We start from the raw sequence: 16,234 nt of genomic DNA on the forward strand, positions 1-16,234 counted from the left end.
CTCGGCCCCCTCGGGGTCTCACGCGGTCAGTGCATCGACCGCTCGGGCGATGCTCTCGGGGTCCCCCGCATCATGGCACGCGGCCTGCCGGACCACCTCGCCGATGACGATCACGGCGGGCGAGCGCGGTGCCAGCTCGGCGAGCAGGCCGAGCACTCCGCCGACCGACGAGACCGTCGTGCGCTGGTCGCGCGACCAGCCCCGCTCGACGATCGCGAGGGGCGTGTCGGCGCGCATCCCGGCGCGCTGCAGCCCGGCGACGAGGTGCGGGAGGGTGTTCACGCCCATCAGCACCACGATCGTCCCGCCCAGCCCGGCCAGATGGCCGAGCTCCTGCTCGCTGAACGGCGCATGGCCCGAGACCACGGTGAAGGCCCTGCTGACCTCGCGGTGGGTGACCGGGATCCCGGCGGCGGCGGGCACCGAGATCGCGCTGGTCACTCCGGGGACGACCGTGGAGCCGACGCCGGCGAGCCGGCACGCGCGCACCTCCTCCGACCCGCGGCCGAACACGAACGGATCGCCGCCCTTCAGGCGCACGACGTCCAGACCCGCGAGGGCCCGCTCGATCATCAGCCGCTCGATCTCGTGCTGCGGCACCGCATGATGACCCGGCGTCTTGCCGACGTCGATCAGCTCGGCGCCGGGCGCCCACTCGGCCAGGCCCTCGTGCGGACCGAGCCGGTCGTAGAGCACCACGTCCGCGTCGCGGAGGGCGCGGCGGGCGGCGAGGGTCATCAGATCCGGATCGCCGGGGCCGCCGCCGACGATGCTGACGTGCCCGACCGGCCGGGTCGGCGCGGGGGCCTCGTCGACGATCCAGGGGCAGAGCTCGGCCGCCGCTGCTCGGAGCGGCGCCGGCCCCTCCACCCACACGATCAGGGCCGGGGGCGCCGGGGTGAGCGCGTCCTCCGCCTCGTGCCGCTCGACGAGTGCGCCGGCGGCTCGGTAGCGGGCGAGCACGCGGCGGGTCCCGGAGGCGGTGCCGATCACGAGCACGCGGCGTCCGGCGAGGTCGAGGGAGAGCTGCATCACGAGTCCGATCCGATCCCGGCCGGACCGACGGGGATCCTCGGCCCCGCGACCAGCACGGGTCCGTCCGGTCTCTCGTCCCGGCCGGCGGGCCGGACCTGCCCGCGCTCGCGCACGGTCGCGACGCGCGGATCCGCGGTGTCCGGGGCGTTCACGAAGGAGCGGAAGCGGCGGAGCCGGTCGGGATCGGCGAGGGTCGCCGCCCACTCGTCGACGTAGGTGTCGACGTGCGTGGCCATGGCGGCCTCCAGCTCGGCGGCGATGCCGAGCGAGTCCTCGCAGACCACCTCGCGCACGTGCTCGAGTCCGCCGGGGAGCTCCTCCTGCCAGCGTGCGGTCCGCTGGAGCCGCTCGGCCGTCCGCACGTAGTACATGACGTAGCGGTCGATGTAGCGCACCAGGGTCTCGTCGTCGAGGTCCTGCGCGAGCAGCTGGGCGTGCGCCGGCTGGTAGCCGCCGTTGCCGCCGACGTAGAGGTTCCAGCCGAGGTCGCTCGCGATGACGCCGATGTCCTTCCCCCGCGCCTCGGCGCACTCGCGGGCGCAGCCGCTGACCCCGAGCTTGAACTTGTGCGGCGAGCGGAGACCCCGGTACCGCTCCTCGAGGAAGACCGCCATCCCGACCGCGTCCTGGACTCCGAAGCGGCACCAGGTCGATCCGACGCACGACTTGACCGTGCGCAGCGACTTGCCGTACGCCTGACCCGACTCGAAGCCGGCGTCGACGAGGAGGCGCCAGATCTCGGGCAGCTGCTCGAGGCGGGCGCCGAACATGTCGATCCGCTGCCCGCCGGTGATCTTCGTGTAGAGGCCGTACTGCTCGGCGACCTCGGCGATCACCTTGAGCTTCGCCGGCGTGATCTCGCCCCCGGGGATCCGCGGGACGACGGAGTAGGTGCCGTCCTTCTGCATGTTGGCCAGGGCGCGGTCGTTGGTGTCCTGCAGCGGCGCCTGGCCGCCGTCGAGGATGTAGGCGTTCGTCTGGGTGGCGAGGACGGAGGCGATCACCGGCTTGCACACGTCGCAGCCCAGCCCGGAGCCGAAGCGCTCCATCACCTGCTCGGCCGAGTGCAGCCCGAGGATGCGGACCGACTCGAACAGCTCGCTGCGGCTGAGCGCCACATGCTCGCAGAGGGCGCGGGAGACCTCGACGCCCGCACGGATCAGCTCCGTGTCGAGCAGCTTCTTCACCAGGGGCACGCACGATCCGCACTGGGTGCCCGCGCGGGTGCAGGCCTTGAGCGGCCCCAGCTCGGTGCACCCCTCGCCGATCGCGTGGCGGACCTCGCCGACCGAGACGTTGTTGCACGAGCAGACCTGAGCGTCGTCCGGAAGGTCGCCCGAGGGCGCCTCCGCCCCCGCCGCCGCGAGGTAGGCGCCGGGCTCGGCCGGCAGCTCGCGCCCCAGCAGCGGGCGGAGGGAGGAGTAGGGGCCCGCGTCGCCGACGAACATCCCGCCGAGCAGCGTGCGCGCATCGTCCGAGACGACGACCTTCTGGTAGAGACCGCGGGCCGGATCGGCGTAGACGACCTCGAGCGCTCCCTCCGTGGTGCCGAGGGCGTCGCCGAAGCTGGCGACCTCCACGCCCGAGAGCTTGAGCTTGGTGGCGTCGTCGACCCCCGGGAAGGTCGCGTCGCCGCCGAGGATCCGGTCGGCGACCACCTCCGCCATCGCGTTGGCGGGTGCGACGAGCCCGACCGTGCGGCCGGCGATCGCGGCGACCTCGCCGATGGCCCAGACTCCCGCCCTGCTGGTGCGGCAGGCCTCGTCGACGACCACGCCTCCGCGCGGTGCGACCTCGATCCCGACCGCTCGGGCGAGCTCGTCGCGCGCCGTGATCCCGATGGAGAAGACCACGAGATCGGCGCTGATGCTGCTGCCGTCGGTCAGCGCGACGCCGAGCACCGTCCCCGTCGGCGAGGTGAGGATCGCGGTGGGCCGGTTGCCGAGGTGCAGCGCGATCCCCTGCGCCGAGATGATGCGGCCGAGGGCCTGCCCGGCGCCCTCGTCGAGCTGCGCGCTCATCAGCCAGCGGCCGGAGTGGACGAGGGCGGTGCGCGCACCGAGCCGGTGCGCGCCTCCCGCCGCCTCGAGGCCGAGCAGACCGCCGCCGACCACGACCACGATCGCGGGGCGTCCGCGCCGGGCGCGGAACGCGGCGAGCTCGGCGACGAGCCCGTCCACGTCCTCGAGCGTGCGGTAGACGCGGCCGTGCTCGGCGCCCTCGATCGGCGGGACCGTGGCGGAGGAGCCCGTCGCCAGGACGATCTCGTCGCCCTCGAGGGAGCGGCCGTCCGCGAGCTCGACGCGCAGGCGGTCGGGATCGATCGCGACGACACGGGAGGAGGTGATCAGCCGCGCCGACTCCCACAGAGCGCCGTCGCCCAGAGTCAGGTCGTGCTCGCCGTCGAGGCGCTTCGAGAGTGCGACGCGGTCGTAGGGACGGTGCACCTCCTCGCCGAGGACGGTGATCTCCAGCGCCTGGTCGCCGGCCCGGGCGACGAGCGCGTCGACCAGGCGGTGCGCGGCGGGTCCCGCTCCGACGACGAGCACGCGTCGGGGCCGGGCGGCGGGGTTCGCTCCAGGAGTCATGACGTCCACCGTAGGGACGGCCCGTTTCCCCGCCGTTGCCCCTGTGTAACAGCGTGTGACGCGCGCCTCTCGGCGAGCGCCGCAGGCCGTGAGGGCTTCGTTACGCCCGTGACACCGAAGGCGTGCTCGCACGAAACGCGCGATCCCTACCGTTGCCTCATCGCGTCCGACCGGATGCGGTGGCCCACCCGCAGGAAGAAGGCGCAGCGATGACCCTCCTCGATCGGCTCGCCCCCGCGACCGCCACCACCTGGGTGCCGGTCTGCGCCGTCGGCGACCTCGAGCCGCTCTGGGGCGAGGCCGCCCTGGTCGGCGGTGTGCAGCTCGCCCTGTTCCTCCTGCCCGACGGGCGGGTGCGGGCCGTCTCGAACCTCGACCCCGCGACCGGCGCCGCCGTGCTCTCACGCGGCATCGTCGGCTCGCGTCTGGTCGACGGGGTGCAGCGGCCCACGATCGCCTCCCCCCTGCACAAGGACGTCTTCGACCTCGAGACCGGCGCCTGCTTCACACGAGCGGAGCTGCACCTCGCCACCTGGCAGGTGCGCGAGAGCGACGGCACGATCGAGGTCGCCCAGCGGACCGCTCTGGTCGCCGCGTCCCACGGGACCTCCGACGACGACGGGAGGCGTGCCGTCGCCGCGCTGGTCGAGGCGGTCCGCCGGGCCAACCCGGCGCTGGACGTGCTCGACTCCTTCGTCGACGTGCAGCAGCCCGACGTCCCCGCGACCCTGGGTTCTCTCGAGCCGGGCCGGCCGGCGGTGGTCGTGCCGCTGCTGCTCTCGGCCGGCTACCACGTGCACGTCGACCTCGCCGAGGCCGCGGCGGAGGCGGAGCGGCCGGTGCGGGTCTCGGGCGCGCTCGGACCCGATCCCCGCCTGGCGCGCGTGCTCGCCCGCCGGCTCCACGAGGCAGGGCTCGACGACGGCGACCGCGTCGTGCTCGCCGCTGCCGGCTCGAGCGACGCCGGTGCCGTCGCGGACTGCTGGACCACCGGCCGCCTCCTCGCCGCCGAGCTCGGCCGCGAGGTGAGCACCTCGTTCATCTCGGCCGCCGAGCCGCGGATCGCGGAGGCGGTCGCCGCCGAGCGCGCCGCCCACCCCGGCGCGCGCGTCGTGGTCGCCACCTACCTGCTCGCGCCCGGCTACTTCGCCGGCCTGGCCGCCTCCGCGGGGGCCGACCTCGCCTCCGCTCCCCTCCTCACCGCCGTCGATCCGCCCGCCCGCGAGCTGGTCGACATCGTCTCGGAGCTGTTCGGGCGCAACGCCTGACGCCTCCTCCCCGCACCACCACCGCTCCACCTCCCCGTCCCGAGCGCGCCCTCGCGCGCGCCGCCCACCCTCCGGAGGACCACGATGACTGCTGCACCCCCGACCACCGTCCCCACGACCGCCGCCACATCCACCGGCATCATCCGACGGCCGGGCCGCTGGATCGACGGCTGGAACCCCGAGGACCCCGCCCAGTGGGAGGCGGAGGGACGCTCCGTCGCCGCTCGCAATCTGAGGTGGTCGATCTTCGCCGAGTTCCTCGGCTTCGTCGTCTGGCAGCTCTGGTCGGTCGTCGTCGTCTCGCTGCCGGCGGCCGGGTTCGCCTTCGACACCGGGCAGATCTTCTGGCTCATCTCGATGCCGAGCCTCGTCGGCGCCACCCTGCGGATCCCGTACACGTTCATGGTCCCCCGCTTCGGCGGCCGCAACTGGACGATCGTGTCGGCGGGCCTCCTGCTGATCCCGAGCGTCGGACTCGGCATCGCGGTCTCGAATCCGGAGACCCCGTTCGGCGTCATGCTCCTGGTGGCCGCGCTCGCCGGCTTCGGCGGCGGCAACTTCGCCAGCTCGATGGCGAACATCACCTTCTTCTACCCGCACGCGCAGAAGGGCTGGGCTCTGGGGCTCAACGCCGCGGGCGGCAACCTGGGCGCCTCCGTCGCGCAGCTCGTCGTGCCGATCGCGATCACCGTCGGCGCCGCGGCCACGCTGAACCTGCCGATCGCCGGCTTCCTCTGGGTCCCCCTGATCGTCGTGGCGATGATCGGCGCCGCCAAGCGCATGGACAACCTCTCGACCGCGAAGTCCGACGTCGCCGCCTCCCTCGCCGCGCTCCGCGAGCCGCACCTCTGGCTGCTGGCCGTGCTCTACATCGGCACCTTCGGGTCCTTCATCGGATTCGCCGGCGTGTTCCCGAAGCTCATCGCCGACACCTTCCCCGAGTTCTCCGGCTTCGCCGTCGGCTCGGCGACGGTCGGCCTCGCGTTCCTCGGCTCCCTGGTGGGCTCGCTGTCCCGCCCCTCCGGCGGCCGTCTGGCCGACCGCTTCGGCGGAGCGCCTGTCACGGTCCTCGCCTTCGTTGCCATGGGCGCCGGGATCCTCGGCGTGATCGCGACACTGCCGCTCGGCAGCTTCTGGCTCTTCCTCGCCTGCTTCCTCGTGCTCTTCTCGGCGGCCGGCATCGGCAACGGCGCGACCTACCGCATGATCCCCACGGTGTTCGCCCTCCGCGCCCGCCAGCGCGGTGACGACGGCATCGGCGCCCAGCGCACGTCCGCCGCGGCGCTCGGCCTGATCTCGGCGATCGGCGCCTACGGCGGCTTCGTGATCCCCCAGCTGCTCGGCTTCTCCAAGACCGAGTTCGGCGACTACACCACGGCGCTGGGCTGGTTCGTCGGCGCCTATGCGGTGATGCTCGCGATCACGGCCGGCGTCTACCTCCGCCTCGCCGCGAAGACGGGGACCCGGATCTGACGATGAGCGCCCCCGCCCCGACCGACTCCCACTGCCCGTACTGCGCCCTGCAGTGCGCGATGACGTTGACACCCGCGGCGGGCCCCGTACCCGTGGCGGTCGAGGGGAGGGAGTTCCCGACGAACCGGGGCGGGCTCTGCGCCAAGGGCTGGACCTCCGCCGAGCTGCTGGCGAGCGGACAGCGCCTGGTCTCCCCGCTGCTGCGCGGCGCCGACGGCGTCCTCGCGGAGGCGTCGTGGGAGGAGGCGCTCGACGCGGTCGCCGGGGCGGTGCGCGGCGTCCGGGAGCGGCACGGCGCCGACGCGGTGGCCGTCTTCGGCGGCGGGGGCCTCACCAACGAGAAGGCCTACCAGCTCGGGAAGTTCGCTCGGATCGCTCTCGGCACCTCCCGGATCGACTACAACGGCCGCTTCTGCATGTCCTCGGCCGCGGCGGCCGGCAACCGCGCCTTCGGCGTCGATCGCGGACTGCCGTTCCCGGTGTCCGACCTCGACGACGCCGACACGATTCTGCTCCTGGGCTCGAACGTCGCCGCGACGATGCCGCCGCTTCTCGCCCACTTCGCCGGTGCCCGCTCGCGGGGCGGCCTGGTGGTCGTCGACCCGCGCCGCTCGGCCACCGCGCGGCTGACGGAGGACGGCGCCGGCACGCATCTGCAGCCCGCTCCCGGGACGGATCTGCCGCTCCTGCTCGGGCTGATCCACCTGGTCTTCGCCGAGGGCCTCGCCGACACCGCCTACCTCGCCGCGCGCACGACCGGCGCCGAGGCGGTGCGCCGCAGCGTCTCGGCGTGGTGGCCGGAGCGCACGTCCGCGGTCACGGGCGTGCCGACCACGCTCCTCCGCTCCCTCGCGCGCCGGCTCGCCGCGGGGCGGTCGTTCGTGCTGACCGGCCGCGGGGTCGAGCAGCACGTCGACGGCACCGACACCGCGACCGCCGCGATCAACCTCGCTCTCGTGCTCGGCCTGGTGGGTCGCGAGGGGTCGGGGTACGGCACGCTCACCGGTCAGGGCAACGGCCAGGGCGGACGCGAGCACGGCCAGAAGGCCGATCAGCTCCCGGGGTACCGCTCCATCCGCGATCCGGAGGCGCGGCGCCACGTCGCCGCCGTCTGGGACGTGACGCCCGAATCGATCCCCGGCCCGGGCCTGCCCGCCACCGCCCTGCTCGCCGAGCTCGGACGCTCCGTGCACTGCCTGCTGGTGCACGGCTCCAACGTGGTCGTCTCGGCTCCGGACGCCGACGCCGTCCGCGCCGGGCTCGAGGCCCTGGACACGCTGGTCGTCTGCGACTTCTTCCTCTCCGAGACCGCCGCGCTGGCCGATGTGGTGCTCCCGGTGCCGCAGTGGGCGGAGGAGGAGGGCACGATGACCTCGCTCGAGGGCCGGGTGCTCCGCCGCCGCCGGGCGATCGACCCGCCGGCAGGAGTGCGCAGCGAGCTCTGGATCATGAGCGAGCTGGCGCGCCGTCTCGACGCCCCCTCGAGCTGGTCGGCGGTCCCCTCGGAGGTGTTCGACGAGCTGGCCCGCGCGTCCGCGGGAGGCGTGGCCGACTACTCCGGCCTCTCGCACGCCCTGCTCGACACCGGGATCGCCGCCCACTGGCCCTACCCCGCGGGCGGCACGGGGACGCCGCGCCTCTTCGCTGAGCGCTTCGGGCACCCCGACGGCCGGGCGCGCCTGGTCGCCGTCATCCCCGCCGTCCCCGTCGTCGTGGACCGCGGCGAGGAGCTGACCCTCGTGACCGGCCGCTACCTCCAGCAGTACCAGTCGGGCACCCAGACCCGGCGGGTCGCGGAGCTCGATGCGGCCCGCCCCGAGGCTCGGCTCGAGATCCACCCGGCGACCGCCTCCCGGCTCGGCGTCCGCGACGGAGCACCTGTGGCGATCGGGAACGCGCGCGGCGTGGTCCGCGCCCGCGCGAGCGTCACCGCGGACATCCGCCACGACACGGTGTTCCTGCCCTTCCACTACGCGGGTGAGCAGTGCGCGAACCTCCTCACCGAGGCCGTCGTGGACCCGGTGTCGTCGATGCCCGAGTTCAAGCGCACGCGGGTCTGGGTCCGCGCGGAAGGGACGGCACATGCCTGAGACACCTCCCGAGCGGATCGTCCTGATCGGCTATGGCCCCGTCGGCTCGCGCTTCGTCGAGGAGCTGCTGCCGGCCGTGCGGGCCGGTCTGGTCGCGCTGACGGTGGTCGGCGCCGAGAGCGACGACCCGTACAACCGTGTCCTGCTCGCGGAGTACGCCGTCGGCCGGGCGACCCGCGAGCGCCTCGACCTCGGCGACCGGACGGCGGCGGAGGCGGCGGGCGTCGTCCTGCGCCTGGGAGCGGCCGTCGTGGGGATCGACCGCGCGCGGAACGTCGTGCGGCTGCACGACGGCGAGCGGCTGCCCTACGACCGCCTCGTCCTGGCCACCGGCGCCCGGGCGAACGTGCCGACCCTCGCCGGGATGGAGCGGTCCCGACGCGAGCGGACGGTGCGCGCCGCCTATCCGGAGTCGCTCGACGCGGGCTCCCGGCCCCTCCCGGAGCGGGTGGTGGCGCTGCGCGACCTGGCCGACGCCCGGGTGGTCCGCGAGTCCGTGCGCTCCGGCGCGCGCCTCGTCGTGCTCGGGGCGGGAGTGCTCGGGATCGAGTTCGCCCTCGCGGCCGCCGAGCAGGGCGCGCAGGTGGTGGTGGTCTTCCACGGCGACATCCCGATGGCCCGCAATCTCGACACGGGCGGGGGCCGGATGCTGGCCGCGGCCGCCCGCGCGGCCGGCGTCGAGATGGTGGCACACGCCCGGTCCGAGAGCGTCCTGCTCGCGCACGACGACCGCGGCCGTGCGCACTTCCAGGCGCTCGTCTGCGCTGACGGCAAGCAGATCGAGGGGGATCTGCTGGTGCTCTCGTGCGGTGTCGGTGCGCGGGTCGAGCTGGCCGCGGGCGCGGAGCTCGCCGTCTCGACCGGGATCCTGGTCGATGAGCAGCTGCGCAGCTGGAGCGACCCGGACGTCTTCGCGATCGGCGACTGCGCGCACGTCGCCCCCCGCGGCTCGGCCCTGCCCGACGGCCGCGTGCCCGGCGGACCGAGCGGACTGATCGGTCCGGGATGGGAGCAGGCGGACCGGCTCGCAGCACGGATCCGGGCGGAGGCGGAGGGCCGCTGCGGCGAGGAGCGCGTCCCCGACGCCCGACCGGCGGTCGTGATGCTGAAGGCCGAGGGCGTCGACCTCGTGGCAGGAGGCGACGTGGCCCCGGAGCCGTGGGACCCGCACCGCCCGGGCGAGGAGCACCTCGAGGTGACGCTGTGGGCTGACCCCGCCCGCGGCGGCTACGCCAAGCTCGTGACCGCAGGAGGAGTGCTGCGCGGGTTCGTCTCGGTGGGTCTGCCCCGGGTCGGCGCCGAGCTCAGCCTCCTCTTCGAGCGGGGCTCGGAGCTGCCGGCGGACCGGTCGAGCCTCCTGCGTCTGGACGCCCCGGATGCGGGCGCCGCGGCGACCGGCGATCCGTTCGCCCCCGATGCCACGGTCTGCTGGTGCAACGGCGTGACGGCGGCGGTGATCACCGATGCGGCTGCGGCGGGACACGGGACGGTCGCCTGCGTCGGGCGGGCGACCCGCGCCGGCACGGGCTGCGGCGGCTGCACCGGTCGCATCGCCGAGCTGCTCGCGCGGACGGCGGTCCCCGCCTGATCGCCGCGAAAACCGGGCCTCGCCGCCTCAGCGGTCGAGCGCCTCCGCGAGGCGCCGGGTGACCGCCCGCAGTTCGAGCTCGGCCCCGCGGACGCGCTCGTCGAGAGCCGCCGCGGTGTCGGCGGCCTGCTCGGCGGCCGCCGCACCCGCCGCCTCGGACGAGGCTCGGGCGGCCGCGACCGACGCGCTGAGCTCGTCCAGCGCCTCCCGGAGGCCCGCCGACTCGTCGCGCAGCACGGAGACGTCGCCCTGCACCGCGCTCAGCTCGCCGCGGAGCCCGGCCACCTCGTCGCGCAGGGCCGCCGTCTCGGCGCGCAGCTCCTCCGTGCGCAGCCGCGCCTGCTCGAACCAGGGGGCGACCAGCCGGTGCACCGCGTCGCGGAGCACGACGCCGCTGCGGCCGAGCCGGGTGGGCGCGGAGCCGGGGTCCTGGAGGAAGTCGTGGTCAGTGGTCATCGTCGTGGTCCCGTCCGGAGAAGCGGCGGTGGAGCACGTCCATCGCCCGCAGATCCTTGTCCATGATGTCGGCCTCGAGGGTGGTGTCGGCGAGGCGGTCGGCGAGGCCCGGCCGGGAGCGGCGCTCGAGCGAGGCCTCGATCAGCTCGACGGAGCGCTCGAACGAGAGCGGTCCGCGCGCCGCGGCCCGGCCCCGCCGACCGAGCGCCTCGAGGTCCACCGCCCCGCTCGCCACGTCCCGCATCGCCTCGAGGAGCGCCGGGGCGGAGCGGGTGATCTTGATGCAGTCGACGCCGTCGATGAGGAACTCCGCGACTCCGCTGGCCGCCGTCACGATCGGCACGGCGCCCGCCGCGGCCGCCTCGACCGGCGCGACGCCGAACGCCTCTCCGGCCCAGGTCGGGAAGAGGAACGCGTCGGCGCGGCCGTGCGCGGCGAGCACCTCGGCGTGCGGCGTCGCTCCGTGGAACTCGACCAGGCCGGCCAGGCCCGCCTCGTCCGCCCGGGCGCGCCAGCCGTCCACGTCTCCGTCGCCGTAGAGGTCCACGCGGAAGTCGCGGGTCTCCTCCGCGAGAGACGCCGCCGCCTCCAGCACCAGCCCGACGCCCTTGTGCTCGCCGAGCGACGCGGCGAACGTGAACCGGGTGGTCCCGCCCTCGCGGTAGCGCCTCGGCTCCGCGGTGTCGGGGGGAACGGACACTCCGCGCCCGATCACCTCGACCTCGCCCAGGCTCAGCCCGCCGGCCTCGATCGCGTCGACGAGGGAGCGGCTGACCGCGACGATCTCGCCGCGGTCGAAGTGGTCGGGGGCCTGGGCGCCGTAGACGCGGAGCACGCGCTCGGGCAGCCCGTCGACCAGGGCGTTCGGGATGCGGTCGCCGAGGTTCAACATCCACGGGGCCTCCACCGTCCGCAGCAGGTCGATCAGCGCGAGGCCGCCGATCCCGAGCAGGTTGAAGGCCACCACGTGGGTCGGCGCGAAGTCGCGCAGCTCCTCGAGCAGGATGCGGGTGTTCTCGAACCGCGAGACGGCGCTCTCGTGGTGCAGCAGCTGAGCGATCTCGCCACCGGTCTGCGGCAGCGGGAAGTAGGTGCGCAGGCTCAGCGTGCGGTGCACCTCGACGCCCGAGGGCTCCGGCGGCAGGTAGGTCGGCGTGGTCAGCACGCGCACGGTGTGGCCGCGGGCCGCCATCGCCTCCGCGACGCGCGCACAGGTCATCTCGTATCCGCCGAGCACCTGCGGCGGGTAGAGGTTGCTCACGAACAGCAGGCGCATCACCGCACCTCCCCTCTCGCGGAGGCGTCCGCCGCGATCCGCGCCGTCACCTCGGGCGTGTAGGCCGCGCGGGCCTGGCGGTCATTGCCGCCGTCCCAGTAGTTGACGAGGTAGAGCCCGGACTGCTGCGTCCGCGGCACGAACGGGAACAGCTGGGCCCGGGGCTCGATCTGCGCGATCCGGTAACCGGCGTCGACCGCGCGCACGTGCAGCCAGATGTCGTCGGCGTCCGGGGCGATCTCGCGGAACGCCTCCCCGTGCGCGGCGATCTCGCCGAGGAGCGGGGCGGGCAGCAGCTGCCCGGCGACGGAGGTGCCGAAGACATCGGTCGACGCGCGCGTGTCGGCGACCGGCGTCCAGCTCGTGTACGGAGCCACGGCGCCGTCGACGATACCCACCCGGTGGGCGCGGTAGCAGAGCACGGTCTCGCGGGGGTAGCGCGAGCGGGCGTCGAGCAGGCCCCTCAGCCAGGTGCGCGGGTACACGATGTCGTCGTCGGAGGTGACGAGGTCGCGCTCCCCCGCCCGGCCCGAGAGCAGGTGCGGGTAGTACTTCGTGTGCACGCGGTAGCCGTCGACCAGGCGGATCTCGACGCCGCGGCGGCGGAGGCGGCGCAGCGGCGCGGGCAGGTCGGCGTGCAGGGCCGGGTCGTCGAGCCAGAGCACCAGGCGCGCGGGCCGGGCGTCGCCGCGGGCGATGGACTCGAGCGCCACGTGGACCCGCTGCAGCCGCTCGCCGTGCGTGGTCATCGTCACCACGACCTCGCCCGCCGGATCGACCGCGGAGCGGCGGGAGAAGCGGTTGGCCAGGTCGAGCAGCAGCAGCTCGCGCCGGAGCGCGGGCGAGGGGTGGTCGATCGGCCGGGCGGCGATCACGGCGGCGCGGCGCTCCGAGAGGCGCTGAGGGGCGGAGCGGACGACCCGGGCCGCGGAGCGCAGCCGCGTGCGGGGGCGGACACGACGGCCCAGCGCCGCGAGGCGCGTGCGGGGCCGGACGCGCCGGCCGACGGCGGCGAGAGCGGGATGCATCGGTCCAGGTTAGCCGGAGGCGCCCGGGGGCCCTGCGCCGGTCAGGGCTCGTCGACGACCGCGAAGGCCCGCACCGGGAAGGTCCCGAAGCCCCGCACCTTCGGCGGCACGGCGGTGAAGCGCGCCCCTGTCGCCGGCAGCCCGCCGAGGCCGGTGAGGTGCTCGACGACGTGCACTCCCGCGGCGAGGAGGGCCGAGTGCGCGGGCCGCGATCCGCCCGACTCCGTGTCGTCGATGTTCACCGAGTCGATGCCGACCAGCACCGCGCCGGCGGCGACGAGCGCCTCCGCCGCCTCGCCGCTGAGGAAGGGGGCGCCCCTGCCGTACCCGGGCGTGGCGAAGTGCGCGTCCCATCCGGTGCGGAGGAGGACGGCGGCGCCGCGGACGTCGAGTCCCACGACCGCGTCCGAGCCGATGCCCCGTTCGGTGGCTCCGGTCGCGTCGACCACGGCGGTCGGCAGGTCGACCAGCGTCTCGAGCGGGAGAGCGGCGAGATCGGCTCCGCCCTCGTAGCGGTGGAACGGGCTGTCGAGGTAGGTGCCCGTGTTCCCGATCATCTCGATGACGTCCATCGCGAACTCGGTGCCGGGTGCGTAGGAGGCGCGGGACGCCTCACGGGTGAGGTGCGGCCGGATGCGCGGAGCGGGCAGGCCCGGGTAGGTCACCAGCCCGTCCGCGACGGTGTGGCTGAGATCGACGAAGCGGCGCGAGGAGGTCATGCGCCCGATCCTGGCAGGGGCCGGATCGGGCGCACCATCGAGATGCCGCCCCGCGGGGCGGCGTTCCCGCCTCTACTTCTTCGGCAGCGCCGCCGACAGGTCCGCGATCAGGTCGGACGAGTCCTCGAGGCCCACCGAGAGGCGCACCAGCGACTCCGAGACCTCCAGCGGCGTGCCCTTCACCGACGCGTGCGTCATCTCGCTCGGGTAGCCGATCAACGACTCGACGCCGCCCAGCGACTCCGCGAGCTGGAACAGCTCGGTCGACTCGGCGAACTTCCGGGCGGCGCGCGGCGTCGCGAGCTCGAGCGAGAGCATCCCGCCGAACCGCGACATCTGGCGCTTCGCCAGCTCGTGGCCGGGGTGCGAGGGCAGGCCCGGGTAGTGCACGGCCGTCACCGCCGGGTGCTCGACGAGGAACTCGGCGACCGCCTGCGCGTTGACGGAGTGGCGCTCCATCCGCACCCCGAGGGTCTTGATGCCGCGGACCGTGAGCCACGCGTCCATCGGGCCCGAGATCGCTCCGACCGCGAACTGCAGGAACGCGATCTTCTCGGCCAGCGGCCCCGAGCGCAGGGCGAGCGCGCCGCCGACGACGTCCGAGTGGCCACCGAGGTACTTCGTGGTCGAGTGCACGACCACGTCGGCACCGAGGGCCAGCGGCTGCTGCAGGGCGGAGGAGGCGAACGTGTTGTCGACGACGACGATCAGGTCGTGCGCGTGGGCCAGGTCGGCGAGCTCGGCGATGTCGCTGATGGTCATCAGCGGGTTCGACGGGGTCTCGACCCAGAGCATCTTCGTCTCACCGGGGACGATCGCCCGCTGCACCTCGCGGAGGTTCGACATGTCGACGGCCGTGTTGCGCACGCCCCAGACGCTGTGCACCCGGTCGATCAGGCGGTGGCTGCCGCCGTACGCGTCGTTGCCCAGGACGACGTGGTCGCCGGGCGCGAGGGCGGCGCGCAGAAGGGTGTCCTCGGCGGCGAGGCCGGAGGAGAAGGAGTAGGCGACGTCCGCGCCCTCGAGCGAGGCGATGAGCTCCTGGAGCGAGTCGCGCGTCGGGTTCGCCGAGCGGGCGTACTCGTAGCCGCCCCGGAGACCGCCGATGCCGTCCTGGACGAACGTGGAGGTCATGTAGACGGGCGGCACGACCGCCCCGGTGGTCGGATCGAACTCCTGGCCGGCGTGGATGGCGCGGGTGTCGAAGTGCTGCTTCTTGGGCATGGTGCGGGCTCCCTGGGTCGGAGGTGCGGAGGCGGCGGCCGTCAGGCCGTGGCGTAGGTGAGGAGGTCCTGTCGGGTGATCACCGCGACGGGCTTGCCCTCGTCGGTGACGAGGAGGGCGCTGTGCTCGGTGAGCGCGGCGCGGGCGGCGGTGATGCTCTCGCCGAGCCCGATCAGCGCGAGAGCATCGCCCACGCAGTCGCCGAGCGGGTCGTTCATCGAGGCGGATCCGGCGAAGACGCGGTCGAGCAGCTCGCGCTCGTCGACGGCTCCGACGACCTCGCCCATCACGACCGGCGGCTCGGCGGTCAGCACCGGGAGCTGCGAGACGCCGTACTCGGTCATGATGCCGATCGCGTCGCGGATCGTGTCGGTCGGGTGCGCGTGCACGAGCGCCGGGAGGTCGGCCTGCCCGCTCGCCGCCCGCGCGCGGAGCACGTCGCGGACGGTGCCCTCGTCGCGCATCTCGAGGAAGCCGTAGGAGCGCATCCAGCGGTCGTTGAAGATCTTGCCGAGGTAGCCGCGCCCGCCGTCCGGCAGGAGCACGACGACCACGTCGTCCGGCCCGAGACCGGCGGCGGCCTTGAGCGCGACGGAGACGGCGAGCCCGCTCGATCCGCCGACGAGCAGCCCCTCCTCGCGGGCGAGGCGGCGGGTCATCGCGAACGACTCGGCGTCGCTGGAGGCGATGATCCGGTCGACCACGCTCGGGTCGTACGCGCTCGGCCAGAAGTCCTCGCCGACGCCCTCGGTCAGGTACGGGCGACCGCCGCCGCCCGAGTAGACGGAGCCCTCGGGGTCGGCGCCGACGATCTGCACGCGGCCCTCCGACACCTCCTTGAGGTAGCGGCCGGCGCCGCTGATGGTGCCGCCCGTGCCGACTCCCGCGACGAAGTGGGTGAGCCGGCCGGCGGTGTCGCGCCAGATCTCGGGGCCCGTGGTCTCGTAGTGGCTGAGCGGTCCGTTGAGGTTCGCGTACTGGTTGGGCTTGAAGGCGCCGGGGATCTCGCGGGCGAGGCGGTCCGAGACGGAGTAGTAGGAGGCGGGGTCATCCGGAGCGACGGCCGTCGGCGTCACGACGATCTCGGCCCCGTAGGCGGTGAGGACGTTGCGCTTGTCCTCCCCCACCTTGTCCGGCAGCACGAACACGCAGCGGTAGCCGCGCTGCTGCGCGACGAGGGCGAGGCCGATGCCGGTGTTGCCGCTGGTCGGCTCCACGATGGTGCCGCCGGGCTTCAGCAGCCCGTCGCGCTCGGCGGCGTCGATGATGCGGGTCGCGATGCGGTCCTTCGACGAGCCGCCGGGGTTAAGGTACTCGACCTTGACCAGCACGGTCGCCTGCACGCCCGCCGCGACCGGACCCAGCTTCACCAGCGGGGTGTCGCCGATGAGGTCGAGCACCGAATCGGCGTAGGCCATCCCGGTCTCCGGGCGTGCGGGAAGGGCGCGATCCAGGCTCATCCCGCCAGCGTAGCAACCGGCTGCGGGCG

General features: G+C 74.3%; 12 protein-coding genes. 4 read left to right on the forward strand and 8 right to left on the reverse strand.

The annotated features are described in order from the left end of the window. Positions 1–18: 18 nt before the first annotated feature. Together cobA and nirB are read right to left on the reverse strand one after the other, a co-directional pair. Entirely contained in the window at positions 19–1,032 is a 1,014-nt protein-coding gene (cobA, locus tag C5C71_RS11880) for a uroporphyrinogen-III C-methyltransferase (RefSeq protein ID WP_104227191.1), read from the reverse strand. After that, positions 1,032–3,623 carry a nitrite reductase large subunit NirB gene (gene nirB / locus C5C71_RS11885; protein ID WP_104224354.1) on the reverse strand — a complete coding sequence of 864 codons (2,592 nt, stop codon included), beginning with the start codon at positions 3,621–3,623 and terminating at the stop codon, positions 1,032–1,034. The genes cobA and nirB overlap by 1 nt, the downstream gene beginning before the upstream one ends. Before the next feature lie 209 nt (positions 3,624–3,832). On the opposite strand from nirB, the gene nirD reads away from it, so the two are divergent. The 4 genes from nirD (at position 3,833) to C5C71_RS11905 (ending at position 10,042) form a co-directional block, all read left to right on the forward strand. Continuing rightward, a complete protein-coding gene (nirD, locus tag C5C71_RS18060) occupies positions 3,833–4,891 on the forward strand; it encodes a nitrite reductase small subunit NirD (RefSeq protein ID WP_104224353.1) in 1,059 nt (352 codons plus the stop codon). 84 nt (positions 4,892–4,975) lie between these two features. Next, positions 4,976–6,364, forward strand: coding sequence for an MFS transporter (locus tag C5C71_RS11895; protein WP_104224352.1), 1,389 nt, complete (start codon positions 4,976–4,978; stop codon positions 6,362–6,364). A gap of 2 nt (positions 6,365–6,366) precedes the next feature. After that, complete coding sequence (locus C5C71_RS11900) at positions 6,367–8,454, forward strand: molybdopterin oxidoreductase family protein (RefSeq protein ID WP_104337750.1); 2,088 nt, start codon at positions 6,367–6,369, stop codon at positions 8,452–8,454. Continuing rightward, positions 8,447–10,042 carry an NAD(P)/FAD-dependent oxidoreductase gene (locus C5C71_RS11905; protein ID WP_104326348.1) on the forward strand — a complete coding sequence of 532 codons (1,596 nt, stop codon included), beginning with the start codon at positions 8,447–8,449 and terminating at the stop codon, positions 10,040–10,042. Before C5C71_RS11900 ends, C5C71_RS11905 begins: the two co-directional genes overlap by 8 nt. A gap of 27 nt (positions 10,043–10,069) precedes the next feature. Here the strand turns inward: C5C71_RS11905 and C5C71_RS11910 are convergent, their stop codons facing one another. From C5C71_RS11910 to C5C71_RS11935, 6 genes are all read right to left on the reverse strand, one after another. Beyond that, positions 10,070–10,498 carry a hypothetical protein gene (locus C5C71_RS11910; RefSeq protein ID WP_104326347.1) on the reverse strand — a complete coding sequence of 143 codons (429 nt, stop codon included), beginning with the start codon at positions 10,496–10,498 and terminating at the stop codon, positions 10,070–10,072. Then, a complete protein-coding gene (locus tag C5C71_RS11915) occupies positions 10,488–11,774 on the reverse strand; it encodes a glycosyltransferase (RefSeq protein ID WP_104326346.1) in 1,287 nt (428 codons plus the stop codon). The genes C5C71_RS11910 and C5C71_RS11915 overlap by 11 nt, the downstream gene beginning before the upstream one ends. After that, on the reverse strand, positions 11,774–12,802 hold the full coding sequence (locus C5C71_RS11920; RefSeq protein ID WP_104326345.1) for a glycosyltransferase: 1,029 nt from the start codon (positions 12,800–12,802) through the stop codon (positions 11,774–11,776). Before C5C71_RS11920 ends, C5C71_RS11915 begins: the two co-directional genes overlap by 1 nt. Before the next feature lie 41 nt (positions 12,803–12,843). Continuing rightward, positions 12,844–13,521, reverse strand: a complete 678-nt coding sequence (locus tag C5C71_RS11925; RefSeq protein WP_104337751.1) for a cyclase family protein — start codon at positions 13,519–13,521, stop codon at positions 12,844–12,846. Between the two features lie 72 nt (positions 13,522–13,593). Further along, complete coding sequence (locus C5C71_RS11930) at positions 13,594–14,745, reverse strand: cystathionine gamma-synthase (protein ID WP_104337752.1); 1,152 nt, start codon at positions 14,743–14,745, stop codon at positions 13,594–13,596. Between the two features lie 41 nt (positions 14,746–14,786). After that, positions 14,787–16,163 carry a cystathionine beta-synthase gene (locus C5C71_RS11935; protein WP_104337753.1) on the reverse strand — a complete coding sequence of 459 codons (1,377 nt, stop codon included), beginning with the start codon at positions 16,161–16,163 and terminating at the stop codon, positions 14,787–14,789. Positions 16,164–16,234 lie beyond the last annotated feature (71 nt).

Origin of the sequence: Rathayibacter sp. AY1C1 (assembly GCF_002932105.1) — a bacterium.
Lineage (GTDB): Bacteria > Actinomycetota > Actinomycetes > Actinomycetales > Microbacteriaceae > Rathayibacter.

What these genes read in the sequence shown, in the direction of transcription:
- cobA (WP_104227191.1), bottom strand. Translation starts at nt 1,032, where the DNA reads ATGCAGCTCTCCCTCGACCTCGCCGGACGCCGCGTGCTCGTGATCGGC.
- nirB (WP_104224354.1), bottom strand. Translation starts at nt 3,623, where the DNA reads ATGACTCCTGGAGCGAACCCCGCCGCCCGGCCCCGACGCGTGCTCGTC.
- nirD (WP_104224353.1), top strand. Translation starts at nt 3,833, where the DNA reads ATGACCCTCCTCGATCGGCTCGCCCCCGCGACCGCCACCACCTGGGTG.
- C5C71_RS11895 (WP_104224352.1), top strand. Translation starts at nt 4,976, where the DNA reads ATGACTGCTGCACCCCCGACCACCGTCCCCACGACCGCCGCCACATCC.
- C5C71_RS11900 (WP_104337750.1), top strand. Translation starts at nt 6,367, where the DNA reads ATGAGCGCCCCCGCCCCGACCGACTCCCACTGCCCGTACTGCGCCCTG.
- C5C71_RS11905 (WP_104326348.1), top strand. Translation starts at nt 8,447, where the DNA reads ATGCCTGAGACACCTCCCGAGCGGATCGTCCTGATCGGCTATGGCCCC.
- C5C71_RS11910 (WP_104326347.1), bottom strand. Translation starts at nt 10,498, where the DNA reads ATGACCACTGACCACGACTTCCTCCAGGACCCCGGCTCCGCGCCCACC.
- C5C71_RS11915 (WP_104326346.1), bottom strand. Translation starts at nt 11,774, where the DNA reads ATGCGCCTGCTGTTCGTGAGCAACCTCTACCCGCCGCAGGTGCTCGGC.
- C5C71_RS11920 (WP_104326345.1), bottom strand. Translation starts at nt 12,802, where the DNA reads ATGCATCCCGCTCTCGCCGCCGTCGGCCGGCGCGTCCGGCCCCGCACG.
- C5C71_RS11925 (WP_104337751.1), bottom strand. Translation starts at nt 13,521, where the DNA reads ATGACCTCCTCGCGCCGCTTCGTCGATCTCAGCCACACCGTCGCGGAC.
- C5C71_RS11930 (WP_104337752.1), bottom strand. Translation starts at nt 14,745, where the DNA reads ATGCCCAAGAAGCAGCACTTCGACACCCGCGCCATCCACGCCGGCCAG.
- C5C71_RS11935 (WP_104337753.1), bottom strand. Translation starts at nt 16,163, where the DNA reads ATGGCCTACGCCGATTCGGTGCTCGACCTCATCGGCGACACCCCGCTG.